Genomic DNA, 16,777 nt, shown 5'->3' with positions numbered 1-16,777 from the left:
CGGGCCGGCACCGCTCATACAGATCGATTAGCTGTGCGTGTGGGCTTTTCTATTGTGTACAGCGCCCACGACTGGGGTTTGCCCCCTCCATCCGTGCGCTAATCCGCACTCCTCTTCACATTCGGTCATCTGCCTGCCATGCGCCGTCTCCTCGCCCTGTTGCCCTGCCTGATCGCCTGCGCCAGCCATGCCGCCGATACCCTGCCCCTGTCGCGCGACCTCAAGGACTGGAACGTCACCTGTGACAACCTGCGTACCTGCACCGCCATCTCCACCCGGCCCGCCAGCGCCGAAGCCGATGCGCTGTCCTTTCCGTTGCGCATCGTCCGCGAAGCCGGCCCGGATGGCGCGCTGCGGGTCAGCGTGTTCAGCTACAACGCGATCTACGGCGATCCGCGGATCGACGCCAAGCCCGTGTCCATCCCTCTGCGGCCACACCAAGGCTCAGCCGACGACATATCGGAAGTGCCCGAACTGCGCAGCGCCAGCGGCAGCGACGCGCTCGCCTCCATCGAGGCCATGCGCAACGCGAGTGCGCTAACGTTCGACACCCCGGACGGCCCAACGTCTGCGTCACTGAACGGCATGCGCGCAGCCCTGTTGCTGATCGACGACGTCCAAGGCCGAGTGGGCACCGTCACCGCCCTCGCCAAGCCGGGTGACGCGCCCGCCAGCAAAGTGCCTGCGGCACCTGTGGCCCCCGCGATACCCGTTTGGAGCGCTCCTGCGGCACTGGACGAGACACAGGCCGAGCAGGTGCTCAAGACGGCGATGGCCGCCACGCGCGCGGACTGGCGACAGGGCCTGGTGGACGGCGACGAACCCAAGGGCGAAGTGCATGGGTTGAGCACCCGTGAAGCGCTGCTCATCGTGCGCACAGGGTGCGGCGCCTACAACTGCGCCTACAACCTGTACCTGACGCCGCTGGCGCACCCCGAGCAGGCGTATGCCGCGCCGTTCGAGCGCGTCGCCAACCTGCCCGACCTCGCGCCCAACGGCAGCGTGGCATTCGACCCGGCGACCGGCGAGTTGACGAGTCTGGCCCTGGCCTCGGGCATGGGCGGCTGCGGGGTTGCGGCACGCTGGCGCTACGACGGCGCTCGCTTCGTGTTGAGCCGCGCGGCGCAGATGTCCGCTTGCACGGGGCTGAATGAGCGGGACTGGCCCGTGCTGTGGCAGAGCGCAACGAAGCGGTGAAATGCACGCCAATGACGGGCATGGGTCGCGAATCTACCTGTGCCTGTCGGCATGTCTAAGCGGACGACTGTTGCACGAACAACACCACAATCGCTTTTTTATTCTTTAAAGAAATATAAATAGGATTTTTTATTATTTTTTAAATATTCCTCATGCCTCTATAAAGTCCCGACACCCACTGTGTTGCGGTTCGCCGATGTACCACGCCTCAAATTCATCCCATGTGCCCCGCCGTTTGCCGGGTGAGCCGTTGCCCAACAGCACACAGCCGCTTACTGCCCATTCGCAAACACTTGGGCCGTCGTCGCTGCAGCAACGCGAATTCCACGAAAGCCAACCCGACGACATAGCCCTCGGTACGCAGCCAACCAAGCGATACCCCACGCACTTCACCCTGCCGCAGGGAAATCCCGCATGAACAGCTCGTCACAGCACCCCACCGCTCGCCCTTCGCCCACTCTGGCGCCGCCCCCGCACGCCGCAGTGCGCGAAGCACACATGAGCACCATTGGCCATTGCCAGGACGCCCCGCCCGCGAAGGACATCGCATGAAGACCCACACCCAGCCCACCGTGCTCGACCCGATGCAGACCGCGCGCCGCCTGGCCGTAACCTTCGCCGAAACCGCCGTGGAGCGCGACGAAGCGGGCGGCACGCCCAAGGCGCAACGCGACGCCATCCGCCACAGCGGCCTGCTGGCGCTGAGCATTCCCACCCGCTTCGGTGGGTTGGGCGCCAGCTGGAGCGAAACCTTGGGCGTGGTGCGCGAGTTCGCCAAGGTGGACAGCTCGGTCGCCCACGTCTTCGGCTTCCACCACCTGATGCTGGCCACCGTGCGCCTGTTCTCGCGCCCAGACCAGTGGCAGCCCTGGTTCGAGCAGTCCGCCCGCCAGCACTGGTTCTGGGGCAACGCCCTCAACCCGCTGGACACCCGCACGGTGCTCAAGCGCTTCGACGGCTGGTACGAATTTTCCGGCAAGAAAAGCTTCTGCTCCGGGGCCAGCGACTCACAGATGCTGATCGCCTCGGCGGTGGATGAGAGCGCCGGCGGCAAGTTGCTGATCGCCGCCATCCCTACGGGCCGCACCGGCATCACCCTGCACGGTGACTGGAACAACATCGGTCAGCGCCAGACCGACAGCGGCAGCGCCACCTTCGAGCGGGTGCGCGTGGAAGAAAACGAAATGCTCCTCGACCCGGGCCCCTTGAGTACGCCCTTCGCCGGCCTGCGCCCGCTGATCGCCCAGCTGCACTTCGCGCACATCTTCCTCGGCATCACCGAAGGCGCCCTGGAGGAAGCGCGGCAATACACCCTCAAGGAAGGCCGCCCGTGGTTTCGTTCCAACGCCCGGCACGCCAGCGAAGACCCGTACATCCTGCGCCACTACGGCGAATTCTGGGTGGCCCTGGAAGGCGTGCGCTTGCTGGTGGAACGCGCCGCCGCCCTGCTCGACCAGGCCTGGCACAAGGAGCAGGCGCTGGGCGTCGAAGAACGTGCGCAACTGGCGCTGGCCATCGCCACGGCCAAGGTCGCGGCGGCGCGCACCGGGCTGGACATCTGCAACCGCCTGTTCGAGGTCACCGGCGCCCGCGCTACCCACGCCTCGCTGCGCCTGGACCGCTACTGGCGCAACCTGCGCACCCAGAGCCTGCACGACCCGCTGGACTACAAGCTCCACGAGCTGGGCGACTGGGCGCTGAACCAGACACGGCCTACCCCTTCCTTCTACTCATAGGGATTCCCATGCAACTGCTGACCCTGCCCCCGTCCCCCTCCCTGGCCACCTCGATCCGGGCCACCGCACAGGTGTTCGAAGACCCGCGCTCACAGGCGCTGCTCGCCCATTTGCAACAGGTCGCCCCCAGCGAGGCCAGTGTCCTGATCATCGGCGAGACCGGCACGGGCAAGGAGCTGGTCGCACGCCACATCCACAACCTGAGCGCGCGGCGCAACGGACCGTTCATTGCGGTCAACTGCGGCGCATTCTCCGAATCGCTGGTCGAGGCCGAGCTGTTCGGCCATGAGAAAGGCGCCTTCACCGGCGCGTTGGGGGCCAAGGCCGGCTGGTTCGAAGAGGCCAACGGCGGCACGCTGTTCCTCGACGAGATCGGCGACCTGCCCATGGCCATCCAGGTCAAGCTGTTGCGCGTGCTACAGGAACGCGAAGTGGTGCGCCTGGGCTCGCGCAAGAGCCTGCCCATCGACGTGCGCGTGGTCGCCGCCACCAACGTGCAACTGGACAAGGCCATCGGCGCCGGCAACTTCCGCGAAGACCTCTACTACCGCCTCAACGTGGTCAGCCTGCAGCTCTATCCGCTGCGCGAACGGCCGGGCGACATCCTGCCGCTGACCCGCCACTTCATCAAAACCTATTGCAATCGCCTGGGCTACGGCGACGTGCGCCTGAGCGGCGAGGCCGAGCGCAAGCTGTTGAGCTACGACTGGCCGGGCAACATCCGCGAACTGGAAAACGTCATCCACCACACCCTGCTGGTGTGCCGCAACGGCTTGGTGCAGGACGACGACCTGCGCCTGTCGCACCTGCGCATCGAGCGCCAGGCCCAGGCGCCGGCGGCCCCTGCGGAAAACGCCGAAGAACAGCTGCTGCGCGCCTTCCAGCGGCTGTTCGAAGAACAGGCCGGCGGCCTGCACGAGAAAGTCGAAGACAGCCTGCTGCGCAGCGCCTACCGTTTCTGCCACTGCAATCAGGTGCATACCGCCAGCTTGCTGGGTCTGAGCCGCAACATCACCCGTGCGCGGCTGATCGCCATTGGCGAGCTGGTGGTCAACCGCCGTCGCGTGCAGGACCAGGCGCATGCGGAACGGGCCTTGCAGCTTTCGATATGAACGCGTCGTTATGAACGTGCCCCTTATGGACACAGCCCCCAGCCACTGAGCCGGCCCGCAGCGCTCGGCGCCGGGCTGGAGCGTCAAGCAGGCGGGCCGCCGTGCCGCAAGCCAGCCCGACGCTGTCGCCACGCCCCACGCAGGCCTGCTTGCGTCACGCCGCCTGGGTGACGGCCTGGGCCTGCTCCAGCTCGCGCACCAGCGGCAGCACGTGCTCGCCGAAGTACGCCACTTCTTCCTGAAAATGCAGGAAGCCCGACAGGATCAGGTCCACGCCCACGGCCTTGAGCGCGACGATGCGCTCGGCGATCTGCCGTGGCGTGCCGATCAGGTCGGTCTTGAAGCCGTCGTTGTATTGCACCAGGTCTTCGAACGTCGATTTGGCCCAATTGCCTTCGCCCTCCGGGCTGGAAGCGCCGGCGTTCTTCGCTTCGCTGCCAAAGCCGTTGACTGCCTCGGGGTCGGCCTTGGCGATGATCTCGGCCAGCACCGCGCGTGCCTCTTCTTCGCTGTCGCGGGCGATGATGAAGGCGTTCACCCCCACTTTTACCGAATGGCCGTTGGCGGCGGCTTTGGCCCGCAGGTCGTCGACCTGGGCCTTGATCCCTTCGACGCTGTTGCCGTTGGTGAAATACCAGTCCGACACCCGCGAGGCCATGTCGCGCGCGGCGCGCGAGCTGCCGCCCTGGAAGATTTCCGGGTGCGGGCGCTGCACCGGCTTGGGTTTGAGGGTGTAGTCGTGGAAGCGGTAGAAGTCGCCGTGGAAGCTGAAGTTGTCCTGGGTCCAGATGCCCTTGAGGGCGCGGATGAACTCTTCGGAACGGCGGTAGCGCTCGTCGTGGTCCAGCCACGGTTCGCCGATGGCGCGGAACTCGCCCTTGAACCAGCCGGACACCACGTTGACCGCCACCCGCCCGGCGGTGAACTGGTCGATGGTCGCCAACTGCTTGGCGGCCAAGGCCGGGCTCCAGGGACCGGGCAGGATCGCGGCGATGACCTTGAGCTTCTCGGTGGCGGCCAGCAGCGCATGGCTGATGGTCACCGACTCGTGCTGGTTGTCGGCGCCATAGCCTGCGGTGAAGCGGATCTGCGACAGGGCGTAGTCGAAGCCCGCCCGTTCGGCGATCTGCGCCAGCTTGCGGTTGTAGTCGATGTCCCAGCTGGTGCGTTGCTCGATCTTGCTGACCACCAGGCCGCCGCTGACGTTGGGCACCCAGTAGGCGAATCTGATCGCTTGGCTCATGAGGAAGTCTCCTGTCACTCGGTAGGGTCAGGCCGCGCTGGCGACCGGAAGGGGAAAGAACGCCTCGACGGTGTCGAGCACCCGCTCGATGCGTTCGAACTGTGCGGAATCGACCAGGCGGTGCTGGTCGTCGAAGGCCTCGACGTTGGCGTACAGGCCGTAGGGCAAGGTGTGAGCCTGGAAGAAGGCGAACAGCGGGCGCAGTTGGTGGTCGACCATCAGCGCATGGCGCTCGCTGCCGCCGGTGGCGGCCAGCACTACCGGCACGCCTTTGAGCGACTGATGGTCGACCAGGTCGAACAAGTGCTTGAACAGGCCGGTGTAGGAAGCGCGGTAGACCGGCGAGCCGACCAGCAGCAAGTCGGCCTGCTCGATGGCTTGCAGGTGCAGCTGCAACGCCGGGGCGGCGCTGTCGCGCTCCAGGGAACCGGCCAGGCTGGCGGACAGTTCGGCGATGCGCACCCAGTGCACCGTCAGGTGCGTGCGCCTGCCGCGCAATCGCTGCACCAGGGCCTCGAGCAGCCCATGGGTGCGCGACGGCGAGCGCAGGCTGCCCGACACCACCACGACCTTGATTGCGTTTGTGCTCATGCGTGCTCCTCCTGCCCTTGTGGGCTGTGCCAGGGGTAGGAGCAGCAACCGTGCCAAGCGATGGAGGTCTTCTGAATCAATGGCTTACGAGAAGGAACGACGTGTCGACTGCTTCGTAGGCCGCAGATTGTCGAAGCGCTGACCGCCGAGCAACAGCCAAGCGACGCGGCGCTGGTGTCCCGCCACCAACAGCCGTTCAACAGGTTGTTGGAGGTGCCACAGCAGGCACCTGCCAAAAATATGCAAGCCTCTGATCCATATGGTTTTTTTGGTGAGGCACGGAGTTTGCGAAGCAGTTGCCGTCTGCATTCGCATCTACTCGAGGAACACCACGATGACCGCTCAAGCCCATGTCCCCCACCTGTCCACCGGCACTGACTACCACGCCCTTGCCGCACGCTTTCGGCCGCTGTTCGCACGTATCGCCGAAGGCAGCCTCGAGCGCGAGCGCACGCGCACCCTGCCCTTCGAGCCGATCCGCTGGCTGAAGGAGGCCGGCTTTGGCGCCGTGCGCGTGCCCGTGGAGCATGGCGGTGCCGGCGCTTCGCTAGAGCAGTTGTTCCAGTTGCTGATCGAGCTGGCCGAAGCCGATTCCAACCTGCCGCAAGCCCTGCGCGGGCATTTCGCCTTCGTCGAAGACCGTCTCAACGCCCACGCCAGCAGCGCCCAGGACGTCTGGTTCGAACGTTTCGTCGCGGGCGATCTGGTGGGCTGCGCCTGGACCGAAATCGGCGCAGTGAAAATCGGCGACGTCATCACCCGGGTATCGCGCCAGGGTGAGCAATGGGTGGTCAACGGCACCAAGTACTACAGCACCGGCAGTATCTTCTCGGACTGGATCGACCTCTTCGCCCGCCGCGACGACACCGGCGCCGACGTCATCGCTGCGGTCCGCGCCAAGCAGCCGGGCATCACCTTGAGCGACGATTGGGACGGCTTCGGCCAGCGCACCACCGGCAGCGGCACCTCGGTACTGACCAACGCAGTGGTGGAGGAAGACAACATCATCGACTTCTCTACCCGCTTCAAATACCAGACCGCCTTCTACCAACTGGTGCTGCTGGCGGTCATCGTCGGCTCGGGGCGTGCGGCGGTGCGCGACTTCAGCACCGAAACCCGCACCCGCAAGCGCGTGTTCAGCCATGGCAACGCCGAAGCGGTGAGCCAGGACGCCCAGGTGTTGCAGGTGATCGGCAAGGCCAGCGGTCTGGTGTATGCCGCCGAGGCCGCCACGCTGCGCGCCGCCGAGGCCTTGCAGCAGGCGTACCTGGCGCGCCTGGGCCACGACGCAGCGGCCGAGCGCGAGGCCAACGTCACCGCCGAGCTGGAATCGGCGCAGGCCCAGGTGGCGGTCGTGGACCTGGTGCTGCGCGCCACCAGCGACCTGTTCAATGCGCTGGGCGCCTCGACCACCAGCACCGGCAAGCAGCTCGACCGCCATTGGCGCAATGCGCGCACTGCGGCGTCGCACAACCCGGTGGTCTACAAGGAACGCATCGTCGGCGACTGGCACGTCAACGGTGCCGAGCCGCCGTACGTGTGGCAGATCGGTGGGGGTGCCAAGCAGGGGTGAGGCGGCAGGCTTCGATCAGCTTCAGGCGGTTCGGAGCACTGTCGTGAACAGGGCGGCTTTGCCGCCCATCGCAGGTGCGCTCCGGCTCAGGCCGGCTCGGCCTGGCTGGGGCGGGTGGCGGCACGGTGCCGGCCGAGGTCGCGATAGCCGGCCGCCGGGTGGCTATCGGGCAGGCGCGGGCCGTCGCCGAACAGCTTCTCGCGCAGCGTGCCAGCGCGGTATTCGGTCTTGTACACGCCACGCTTCTGCAACTCGGGCACCAGCAGCTCGACCACGTCGCGGAAGGTTTCGTGGGCCAGGGCATAGGCGAAGTTGAAACCGTTCACATCGGTGTCCTCGACCCAGGCCTGCAACTCGTCGGCAACGGTCTGCGGGCTGCCGACGATGAGCGGGCCGAAGCCGCCGATGCCAACCCAGTCGGCCAGCTCCTGCACCGTCCACTGCTTGTCCGGATCGGCCGTGGAAAAGGTTTCCACCGCTGACTGAATGGCGTTGGTGTGGATGTGCTTGAGCACCTGGTCGGGCCGGTACTGCGCGAAGTCGATCCCGGTCCAGCCGGAGATCAGCGCCAGCGCGCCTTCGTAGCTGCTGTAGCCCTTCAGTTCCTGCCACTTGGCCTGGGCCTTGGCGTCGGTCTCGTCGACGATCACCGTCTGCAGGTTGAAGATCAGCACCTTGCGCGGATCGCGCCCGCCCTCGGCGGCGCGGCGACGAATGTCGGCCACGGTCTTTTTCAGGGTCACCTTCGAGGGCGCGGCGACGAACACGCATTCGGCGTGGCCGGCGGCGAAATCCTTGCCGCGGCTGGAGGCACCGGCCTGGTACAGCACCGGGGTGCGTTGCGGCGACGGCTCGCACAGGTGGATGTCGGGCACCTGGAAGTGTTTGCCGTGGTGGCGGATCTCGTGAACCTTGCTCGGGTCGCTGAAGATGCCGCGCTCGCGGTCGCGCAGCACCGCGCCCTCCTCCCAACTGCCCTCGAACAGCTTGTACAGGACTTCCAGGTATTCGTCGGCGAAGTCATAGCGTGCGTCGTGGTCGCTCAGGGCCTTCTGCCCGAGGTTGCGCGCGCCGCTGTCGAGGTAGGAGGTGACGATGTTCCAACCGATGCGGCCCTTGGTCAGGTGGTCCAGGGTCGAGAGGCGGCGGGCGAAGGGGTACGGGTGCTCGAAGGTCAGCGAGGCGGTGAGACCGAAGCCCAGGTGCTCGGTCACCAGCGCCATGGGCGTGATCAGCGCCAGTGGGTCGTTGACCGGCACCTGGGTGGCCTGGCGGATGGCGGCGTCGCCATTGCCGCCGAGCACGTCGTAGATGCCGATCACGTCGGCGATGAACAGACCGTCGAACTTGCCGCGCTCCAGCAGCTTGGCCAGGTCGGTCCAGTAGTCGAGGTCCTTGTACTGCCAAGCGCGGTCCTTGGGGTGGCGCCACAGGCCGGGCGACTGGTGGCCCACGCAGTTCATCTCGAAGGCGTTCAAACAGATTTCGCGGGGCATGGCAGCTCCTGGTCGGTTAGCCGGGCACCCTTGGTGGGTGCGGGTGCAAGGCTTGCAACAGGATTCGTGCCAGGTGGAATAGCGCTATGAATCAATGACTTGGATTTTTTTCGAACAGTATGGATGCCGTTTCAGGCACAACGTTGTTGATCGACTGTTCGGCGGGCAACAGTGACTCGGTTGCAATATGTGTCTACAGCAGGGGTTTCCCACGCGCGCCGAAGGCCGGACCGCCTGCTGACCGCGCTGGTGGATACCGCTCGCCAGGACGCCCCACGGGCGGCCTGTGCGCGAGCGGTGGGCGGCATCAACCCAGCACGTCGAGCGCACGCCGGTACAACGCCTGGCGGTCCGCCAGGCCATTGGTGCCGCCGTTGATCTTGCGGGTGATCTTCTCGAACATGGCATCCTCGGCGCAGGTCACCTGGTCGGCCAGCTCATTGAGCCCGGCGCGGTGCCAGAACCAACCGGCCGACAGCGCGGCGTAGAGCGGTTGCTCCAGCGCGTCGGGGGCCTCGAGCAGGCGTCCGTCACCGAACAGGGCTTTGCTGCAGGCCTGGTAATTGGCGCGGCCGGTGACCTGGATCAGCCCGCGACCGCGGTACAGTTGCCCGTCGCCGTCGGCCTCGGGGGTATTGCCCAGGCGCTCGGCCAGGCGACCGGTGTCGTACTTGGCGCAATAGGCGTCGTTGCCCAGTTCGCGCACGTAGCGCAGTTGCCCGGACTCATGCCCGACCTGGGCGAGAAAGGCGGCGATGCGCAGGGGTGTGGTGATGGAATAGGTGCCTAGCGTGGTGTCTATGCCAGACACGAAAACGCCGGCACGAGGGCCGGCGTTGGGGAGGATGCGTTGCAATTGCCGTTCGGTGATGTGCATGGGCTGTGCTCCAGTCGAGAGACGGTGGGTGCTCGGCATGGGCGGCGGTTCTGCCGCTTGCCGCACTCGACTGTAAGGACGCAGGTATCACGCAGTGGCTAGATATGTATGCGTCTCAACCCTGCGTGCGCCAGGACGGCAGCAGAGCCTTGGCACGTCAGCATGTCGTCCCTACGCAACGCTCGCCTCAGGCCCCATGCGCACGTGCCAGGACCTGGTCGAGCAACTGCCGCTGAAGCTCGGCATCGGGCCGCTCCCCGCCGAACAGCGTTCTGAAGATCAGCGGCGCCACCAGCCCGTCCATGAGCGTGTCGATCGACGGCGTAGGCTCGTTGCGCACCAGGGCGCGTTCGCGCAGCATCTCGAGTCGCTCGCGCGTGGGCTCGGTGCAACGCACGGTGCAGCCCACTTCGGTGGCCATGATCGCGTCGCGGAGCATGGTCTGGCCGGGCAACGACACCAGGTCGTCGACATAGCGTTCCAGCCAGCAGGCCAGGTCGCCTGCCAGGCTGCCGGTGTCTTCGGGCGGCTCGTCGGGCTGGAGGCGTTGCAGGTCGACGTCGGCCAGCAGGTTGGACAGCTTGCCCCAGCGGCGGTAGAGGGTCGAAGGGGTGACACCGGCGCGCGCCGCGATCAGCGGAACGGTCAGCGAATCGCGCGGTTGCTCGTCGAGCAGCGCTTGGACGGCCTCATGAATGGCCTGCTGCACCCGGGCGCTACGGCCACCGGGTCGGGAGTGTTTGATGGTCATGGCGCGCATCATAACCGAATACAAAAGCTAAGAAATTGCTTTTATGAAAAGCTCGCTATAAGCTCTAACGCAATAAATTAGCTTTAGTGAGCCCTGACTTTGAAACCTTCTCCATTCGGCACCCAGGCCCGCCTGGGCGTGTTCGGTGCCCTGCTCTTCACCTTCATGGCCGCCTCCAGCGCGCCGACGCCGCTGTACGCCAGCTACCAGCAGGCCTGGGGGTTCTCCACCTTCTGGCTGACCTGGGTCTTCGCCATCTACGCCTTCGGACTGCTTGCCGCGCTGTTGGTCGGCGGTCGTCTGTCAGATCACTTGGGGCGGCGCTCGGTGGTGCTGGGCGCCGTGCTGATGGAGATCGGTTCGCTGCTACTGTTCCACCAGGCCCACGGGCTCAACGACTTGATCGCTGCCAGGGCCGTGCAAGGGGTCGCGACCGGTCTTGCCACCAGCGCCTTGGGCGCGGCGCTGTTGGACAGCGATCAACAACGCGGTCCTTGGCTCAACAGCCTTGCCCCCTTGCTCGGCATGGCCGCGGGCGCAGTGGGTTGCGGCCTGTTGGTCACCTATGCGCCGCTGCCGTTGCAGCTGACCTATGAGGTGTTTCTCGGAACGTTCGGGCTGCTTGCCCTGTGCCTGCTCGGCGTACCGGACCTGTTGCCGCGTCGGCCCGGTACCCTGGCGGCGCTGCGACCGCGACTGTCGGTGCCGCCCCAGGCCCGCACCATGCTCTGGCGCGTGTTGCCGCTGGAGTTGGCCGTGTGGGCCACGGGTGGGTTCTATCTGTCGTTGATGCCGGGCCTGGCCAAGGCGGTAAGCGGCACGACGTCGGTGCTGCTGGGCGCCGTGGCGGTGGCAGGCCTGACCCTCAGCGGTGCCGCTTGCCTGCATGGCCTGCGGCACTGGCCCGCCGAGCGCTTGCTGCGGCTGGGCAGCCTGGCCTTGGCAGTGGGGCCGATCCTGCTTTGGCTGGCGGTGCTCAGTGGGCAACTGACGCTGTTGATGGTCGGCACGGTGGTGACCGGCATCGGCTTTGGCAGCGGCTTTCTGGGCGCCACGCGCAGCCTGCTGCCCCTGGCCGAGCCTGACCAGCGCGCCGGCTTGCTGGCGGCCTTCTATGTGCTCAGCTACCTGGCGTTCTGCGTGCCGGCGCTGTTGCTCAGTGTGCTGGTGCCGAGGATGGGGCTGGTGGGCGCTGCGCAGCTTTACCTGGCCGGGCTGCTCGGGCTGGCGCTGCTCAGTGGCTGGAAGCTGAGGGCAAGGCCTTGCGCGCAGACGTGCTGAGGGAAACTTGGCAAGTAGCACTCGGCGGGCGATCAACACGCCATGACCTGACGAGGCAGCACACCGATGGACGGCACTGGCATTACGCCTAGCCAATGCCTATAAGGACGCTGCTTCATCACCAGGCTGGCAGGGATCATGACCTGCTGCTCATCACCGCGCTCACCGACGCTCCCTTTTTTACAGGATCTTGCCATGCGCAAAGCGCTCATGCCCGCTACCCTGCTCACCCTCTGCTGCCTGGCCCTCCCCGCCTGCACGCACGATGCCCTGCAGAGCGACAACGACTACCTGCAAGACCGGGCCGTATCGCTCAACCTGTGGATCGACAAGCAGGCGCGAGCCAACGCCCTGTCCCCGCAACAGGCCGAGCGACTGCACGTTTCGGTAGGCGAAGTGCAGACCCGCGCGGGCAATCTGCAAGCGCGCAACGGCACGGTCACGCGGACCGAGGCCGATGCCTTGAACCAGACGCTGACGGACGTCGAACGGGAGTTGCGCGGCGAAGACTGAGATCGCCTGGATTAGCTCACGCAAGGCGCGGGTCGAGGGGCCTATCCCTCCAGCCCATCGTCCTGCGCCTTGGCCTGCGCCTCGTAGGCCGCCCGCGACGCCTCGATCGTCTGCCGATGGCGCTCGGCCCACAGCCACACCCCGCAAAACGCTTCCCCCAGGCTCATGCCCATTTCCGTCAGGCGGTATTCCACCTTCGGCGGCACCACCGGGTAGACGGTACGCACCAGCAGCCCATCGGCCTCCATCTGCCGTACGGTCTTGGTCAGCATCTTCTGGCTGACGTTGCCGACCTGCGCCGCCAGTTGGGTGAAGCGCAGGCAGCCCCGTTCGGCGAGCGCCTCGATCACCAGCATGGTCCACTTGTCGGCGACTCGGCCGATGATCTCGCGCACCAGGCGGTCCAGTTCCGGGTCGACCTTGTCGTCGCCGTGGGGCCAGGTGGGGCTGCGCCGGGCGGGCTGGGTGGGATCGTCGATGGCCATGGTTTCCTCGGGGTAAGTACGGCACTTTCCGGCGCCTACTTCCGTACGGCGCGCCAGCGGCCTAGGGTAATGCATGTCGCTTGACGACGAGCGACCCACTCCACATCGCGAGGCTCGACATGCACACCACAGGCAATACCCTTCTGGTCACAGGCGGCGGCAGCGGCATCGGCCTGGAACTGGCGAAAGCCTTCCTGGCGCTGGGCAACGAGGTGATCATCGCCGGGCGCCGCGAAGCGCTGCTGCAGCGCGAGGTCGCGGCCAACCCCGGACTGCGCTACCAGGTGCTCGACGTCAGCGACGCGCACGACACCCAGCGCGTGGCCGAACGCCTGATCGCCGACTACCCCCGGCTCAATGCCGTGATCCACGCCGCCGGCATCATGCGCGGCGAATCGCTGACCACAGGCGGCGCCAGCGAACTGGAGGCCACGGTGGCCACCAACTTGCTAGGGCCGATCCGCCTGGATAGCTGGCTGCTGCCGCACTTTCTCAAGCAGCCCCACGCCGCCATCGTCACGGTCTCGTCGGGGCTGGCCTTCATGCCCCTGGCGCTGACGCCGAGCTACTGCGCGACCAAGGCGGCCGTGCATTCCTACAGCCAGTCGCTGCGCTATCAGCTCAAGGACACCGCCGTGCGCGTGCACGAGCTGGCGCCGCCCTACGTGCAGACCGGGCTGATGGGCGAACGCCAGGCCAACGACCCGCAGGCGATGGCGCTGCGCGAGTTCATCGACGAGGTGATGGGCATCTTCCAGCACGCACCCGAGGCGGACGAAATTCTGGTGGAGCGGGTCAAGCCATTGCGCTACGCCGAGCGGGGGGAGGATTACCCGGCGTTCTTCGCACGCTTCAACGACCAGATGGCCGCAGCGCGCCAGGGCGAGTGACCTTGCAGGCCGAGCGTGAGCGCGATGAAACCCAGGTGGGACAGGTCAAGCCGTCGTGCTTCGCCGAGCGTAGTGGCGTTTATCCGGCCGTCTACGAACGCTTCAACGACCCAATGGCCGCAGCATGTCAGGGTGAGGATAATGGGGGCGAAAAACGGCATGGGACGGCGTTGACCTGGAAAAGCTCACCCATCGCCCCCACCTCTCCTGGCATCGGTCGATGCGAAACTCACTCGACACCGACACTTTGCGCCGCCCTGGCCTACCCAATGCCGCGGCGAATCTGCAATCACCCGCCAGGAAAGGACGCCCATGATCGATCTGCGCAGCCCTCAAGACACCTTGAACGCTCACGTTTCACGCTACCAGCACTTGCTCCCCAGCGATGCTCATCACAACCTTGCCACCCGCCGTTGCACGCTGAACGACGCCCAGGCCCTGGACCGTGCCCAGGGTGCCCTGCTGGGCCTGGCCATCGCCGATGCCGTGGGCACCACGCTTGAGTTCCAGCCCCGCGACCGCGGCCATGTGCAGGACATGGTCGGCGGCGGCCCCTTCCAGCTCAAGCCGGGCGAATGGACCGACGACACCAGCATGGCCCTGGCCCTGGCCGATACCTACCTCAGCCAAGGCCGCTTCGATTACGCCACCTACGCCGAAGGCCTGCTGCGCTGGTACCAACGCGGCGAAAACAGCGCCAACGGCCGCTGCTTCGACATCGGCAACGCCACCCGCGACGCCTTGCACGGCTGGCAGGCACAGGGCCGCGATTGGCCCGGCAACCGCGAAGCCTCCAGCGCCGGCAACGGCTCGTTGATCCGCCTGGCGCCCACCGCGATCTTCCACCGCCACTCGCTGCCGGCCACCTGGCAGGGCAGCGCGGCGCAGAGCGAAGTCACCCATCGCGCCGAAGAAGCAGTGCAGTGCTGCCAGTTGTTCGGCGCTCAGTTGCACTTGGCCTTGAACGGCGCGGACAAGCACGAAGCACTGACACCTCTGGTCTGTGCGCTGTCGGCGCGCCCGTTGCTGATCAATGCCGGTGAGTACAAAGACAAGGCCCGCGAGCAGATCCGCTCGTCCGGGTATGTGATCGACACCTTGGAAGCAGCCCTGTGGGCGGTGTGGCACACGGACAACTTCCGCGACGCGGTGCTGCTGGCCGCCAACCTCGCCGACGACGCCGACAGCGTGGCGGCCACGGCCGGGCAACTGGCCGGTGCGCTGTATGGCGTGTCGGGCATGCCGCCCGAGTGGGTGGCGAAGGTGGCCTGGTCGCAGCGGATTCGGGACTTGGCGACGCAGTTGTTCGAGCGGGCGCCGCAGGGCTGAGGGTCTTGCGTTGGAGCGGTCTAGTCAGCGCAGGGGGTATCCTGCGCCAGGGCATGACCGCCCACGGGCCGTGCCTCAGGCCTCGCCGCGCAACAGGCGCGCCACCCTGCCCCACCCGGCCTCCTGCGCCAACTGCGCCGCCGTCTGTCCGCCGTCGGTGCGTGCCGAGGCGTCGGCGCCGTGCTGCAACAGGCTGCGTACCACCGGGTAATTGCCTGCCAATGCCTGGTGGTGCAGCAACAGCCAGCCGGCTTCGTCGGCTTCGGTGATCATGCTGGGGTACTGGCGCAGGCCTTCTTCCACCTTCTCCTGCATGTTCACCGCCATGGGATGGTCACCTGCGTCCAGCGCTTCGAGCACCTGATGGTCGTAGGGCGTGTCGAGCCCGCGAGACACGACGGCCTCCGCCTGGCCCTCGGCGGCCGGCACTAAACGGACCGAGCCAGGCTCGCCGAAATCCAGGCCCCAGGCCGCATCGTGCTCGGCGCGTTCCTGGTCGGACATCTCGCTGCGCAGCACATCGATTGTGAAGCCGCCACAGACTTCGCCCTGGCTCACGTACATCCAGTCGTTGAGGCTCGAGAACGGCAGCGTCACCCACTCCGATTCGGCGTACTCGGTGATCCATTCCGAGGCATTGAGCAGCACGCCACTGATGGACGTACCGTCGAAATCGACTTCGCTCAGCCACATGTTCTCGACGCTGGGCGCCTCCGGATCGTCGCTGTCGACCGGGAAGGACATCTTCACGGCAGCCACTTCCAGCGCCGGAACGATACGCCGCGCCTCCCACGACAATTCGCGCCAGAAGAACCTGAAAGTGGCTTGGGCGTTGCTGACGGCGGTCTGGAACGCGGCGCTCTGGCCGTCGGCGGAGTAGATGGGGCGGTCGCTCATGGGGGACATCCTTGAGAAGTTTTCGGATAGCGGACATGGCCTGGAACGGCCATCGCCGACGTGCCTGGTCAGATCCATTTTTGGAGCTTGCGCGGGCGGAAAGTTCAACGCGGCTGCAAGGTGCCTTCTGCCTGGGCTTTACCCGTTCTTTACCTCTTGCTGTCGGCAGCTGACGCAAAGCCGTGGTCATATTTCCCGAGCCCCCACCGTGCTTCGCTCGCCGCCAGGCAACGAGCCGGACCCAGGCGGCGCCCTTGAACTATGAAAGGAACATCCGATGAAAAAGAACCTGACTGCATTGTGCGCAGTGCTGATGCTGGGCATGCCGCTGGCCAGCTTCGCCCAACCGGGCGGCGGGCCGGAAGGTGGTCCGGGCGATCATCGTGGGGGGCCGCAGCAAGGCCGTGCGCAACCGCCTGGCCCGCAGCCGGGACACCCGCAGGCCCACCCCGACCGCGCCCAGCCACACCCTGGCCGTGGCGGCCACCCGGCCTACCGCGACGCCAACTTCCGCCCGCAAGCCGGCCTGCCGATCCCACATCAGGAATGGCGGCGCGGGCATGTCGTGGAGCCGCGCTTCCGCGACGACCGCTACTGGGTCACCGATTGGCGCGCCCGCCACCTCTCCGCCCCGCCACCCGAGCATCGCTGGCTGCACGTCAATGGCGACTATGTGCTGGTGGCGATCGCGACCGGGGTGATCACAACCGTACTGGCAGGCTACTGACGCGTAATGCGTTTGCCGTCGTGCCTAGCGGAAGGCGGATGCCGAGCGAGTCGGTCTGTAGGAAAGGGACTTTGCCTCA

The 16,777-nt window shown here is 66.4% G+C and carries 16 protein-coding genes; 9 read left to right on the top strand and 7 right to left on the bottom strand.

The window, feature by feature from the left end; all coding sequences use genetic code 11:
* Positions 1 to 138 precede the first annotated feature (138 nt).
* The 3 genes from ACSMEV_RS11555 (at position 139) to ACSMEV_RS11545 (ending at position 4,045) form a co-directional block, all read left to right on the top strand.
* Positions 139 to 1,197, top strand: a complete 1,059-nt coding sequence (locus ACSMEV_RS11555; RefSeq protein ID WP_459205281.1) for a DUF1176 domain-containing protein — start codon at positions 139 to 141, stop codon at positions 1,195 to 1,197.
* Between the two features lie 548 nt (positions 1,198 to 1,745).
* Entirely contained in the window at positions 1,746 to 2,933 is a 1,188-nt protein-coding gene (locus tag ACSMEV_RS11550; protein WP_459205280.1) for an acyl-CoA dehydrogenase family protein, read from the top strand.
* 8 nt (positions 2,934 to 2,941) lie between these two features.
* On the top strand, positions 2,942 to 4,045 hold the full coding sequence (locus tag ACSMEV_RS11545; RefSeq protein WP_459205279.1) for a sigma-54 interaction domain-containing protein: 1,104 nt from the start codon (positions 2,942 to 2,944) through the stop codon (positions 4,043 to 4,045).
* A gap of 154 nt (positions 4,046 to 4,199) precedes the next feature.
* On the opposite strand, the gene sfnG is transcribed toward ACSMEV_RS11545, so the two are convergent.
* Together sfnG and msuE are read right to left on the bottom strand one after the other, a co-directional pair.
* Entirely contained in the window at positions 4,200 to 5,288 is a 1,089-nt protein-coding gene (sfnG, locus tag ACSMEV_RS11540) for a dimethylsulfone monooxygenase SfnG (protein ID WP_459205278.1), read from the bottom strand.
* Between the two features lie 27 nt (positions 5,289 to 5,315).
* Positions 5,316 to 5,879 (bottom strand): FMN reductase, encoded by a 564-nt coding sequence (msuE, locus tag ACSMEV_RS11535; RefSeq protein WP_459205277.1) that lies wholly within the window; start codon positions 5,877 to 5,879, stop codon positions 5,316 to 5,318.
* A 334-nt stretch (positions 5,880 to 6,213) separates the two neighbouring features.
* Here msuE and ACSMEV_RS11530 point away from each other — a divergent pair, with 334 nt between their 5' ends.
* Positions 6,214 to 7,452: an acyl-CoA dehydrogenase family protein gene (locus tag ACSMEV_RS11530; protein WP_459205276.1), complete on the top strand. Its 1,239-nt coding sequence runs from the start codon at positions 6,214 to 6,216 to the stop codon at positions 7,450 to 7,452.
* Positions 7,453 to 7,538: 86 nt separating this feature from the next.
* Here ACSMEV_RS11530 and ACSMEV_RS11525 read toward each other — a convergent pair whose 3' ends face one another.
* The 3 genes from ACSMEV_RS11525 to ACSMEV_RS11515 form a co-directional block, all read right to left on the bottom strand.
* Positions 7,539 to 8,948 carry an LLM class flavin-dependent oxidoreductase gene (locus tag ACSMEV_RS11525; RefSeq protein ID WP_459205275.1) on the bottom strand — a complete coding sequence of 470 codons (1,410 nt, stop codon included), beginning with the start codon at positions 8,946 to 8,948 and terminating at the stop codon, positions 7,539 to 7,541.
* A gap of 307 nt (positions 8,949 to 9,255) precedes the next feature.
* Positions 9,256 to 9,825 (bottom strand): glycoside hydrolase family 19 protein, encoded by a 570-nt coding sequence (locus tag ACSMEV_RS11520; RefSeq protein WP_459205274.1) that lies wholly within the window; start codon positions 9,823 to 9,825, stop codon positions 9,256 to 9,258.
* A gap of 187 nt (positions 9,826 to 10,012) precedes the next feature.
* Complete coding sequence (locus ACSMEV_RS11515) at positions 10,013 to 10,576, bottom strand: TetR/AcrR family transcriptional regulator (RefSeq protein ID WP_459205273.1); 564 nt, start codon at positions 10,574 to 10,576, stop codon at positions 10,013 to 10,015.
* Between the two features lie 99 nt (positions 10,577 to 10,675).
* On the opposite strand from ACSMEV_RS11515, the gene ACSMEV_RS11510 reads away from it, so the two are divergent.
* Together ACSMEV_RS11510 and ACSMEV_RS11505 are read left to right on the top strand one after the other, a co-directional pair.
* On the top strand, positions 10,676 to 11,857 hold the full coding sequence (locus ACSMEV_RS11510; RefSeq protein WP_459205272.1) for an MFS transporter: 1,182 nt from the start codon (positions 10,676 to 10,678) through the stop codon (positions 11,855 to 11,857).
* A 195-nt stretch (positions 11,858 to 12,052) separates the two neighbouring features.
* On the top strand, positions 12,053 to 12,370 hold the full coding sequence (locus tag ACSMEV_RS11505; RefSeq protein WP_459205271.1) for a hypothetical protein: 318 nt from the start codon (positions 12,053 to 12,055) through the stop codon (positions 12,368 to 12,370).
* Positions 12,371 to 12,411: 41 nt separating this feature from the next.
* Here ACSMEV_RS11505 and ACSMEV_RS11500 read toward each other — a convergent pair whose 3' ends face one another.
* The gene (locus ACSMEV_RS11500) at positions 12,412 to 12,855 is read right to left on the bottom strand and encodes a winged helix-turn-helix transcriptional regulator (protein WP_459205270.1); all 444 of its coding nucleotides are present in this window, start codon (positions 12,853 to 12,855) and stop codon (positions 12,412 to 12,414) included.
* 119 nt (positions 12,856 to 12,974) lie between these two features.
* Here ACSMEV_RS11500 and ACSMEV_RS11495 point away from each other — a divergent pair, with 119 nt between their 5' ends.
* Together ACSMEV_RS11495 and tri1 are read left to right on the top strand one after the other, a co-directional pair.
* Complete coding sequence (locus tag ACSMEV_RS11495; protein ID WP_459205269.1) at positions 12,975 to 13,745, top strand: SDR family oxidoreductase; 771 nt, start codon at positions 12,975 to 12,977, stop codon at positions 13,743 to 13,745.
* Positions 13,746 to 14,057: 312 nt separating this feature from the next.
* The gene (gene tri1, locus ACSMEV_RS11490) at positions 14,058 to 15,074 is read left to right on the top strand and encodes an ADP-ribosylarginine hydrolase Tri1 (RefSeq protein WP_459205268.1); all 1,017 of its coding nucleotides are present in this window, start codon (positions 14,058 to 14,060) and stop codon (positions 15,072 to 15,074) included.
* Positions 15,075 to 15,149: 75 nt separating this feature from the next.
* Here the strand turns inward: tri1 and ACSMEV_RS11485 are convergent, their stop codons facing one another.
* Positions 15,150 to 15,971, bottom strand: a complete 822-nt coding sequence (locus ACSMEV_RS11485; RefSeq protein ID WP_459205267.1) for a DUF2314 domain-containing protein — start codon at positions 15,969 to 15,971, stop codon at positions 15,150 to 15,152.
* 277 nt (positions 15,972 to 16,248) lie between these two features.
* Here ACSMEV_RS11485 and ACSMEV_RS11480 point away from each other — a divergent pair, with 277 nt between their 5' ends.
* Positions 16,249 to 16,698 carry an RcnB family protein gene (locus ACSMEV_RS11480; protein WP_459205266.1) on the top strand — a complete coding sequence of 150 codons (450 nt, stop codon included), beginning with the start codon at positions 16,249 to 16,251 and terminating at the stop codon, positions 16,696 to 16,698.
* The last annotated feature ends 79 nt before the right edge of the window (positions 16,699 to 16,777 follow it).

This window comes from Pseudomonas sp. MLB6B, from assembly GCF_054508135.1.
Note: the sequence above shows the minus strand (reverse complement) of the source record. Positions and strands in the feature narration are given on the sequence as shown.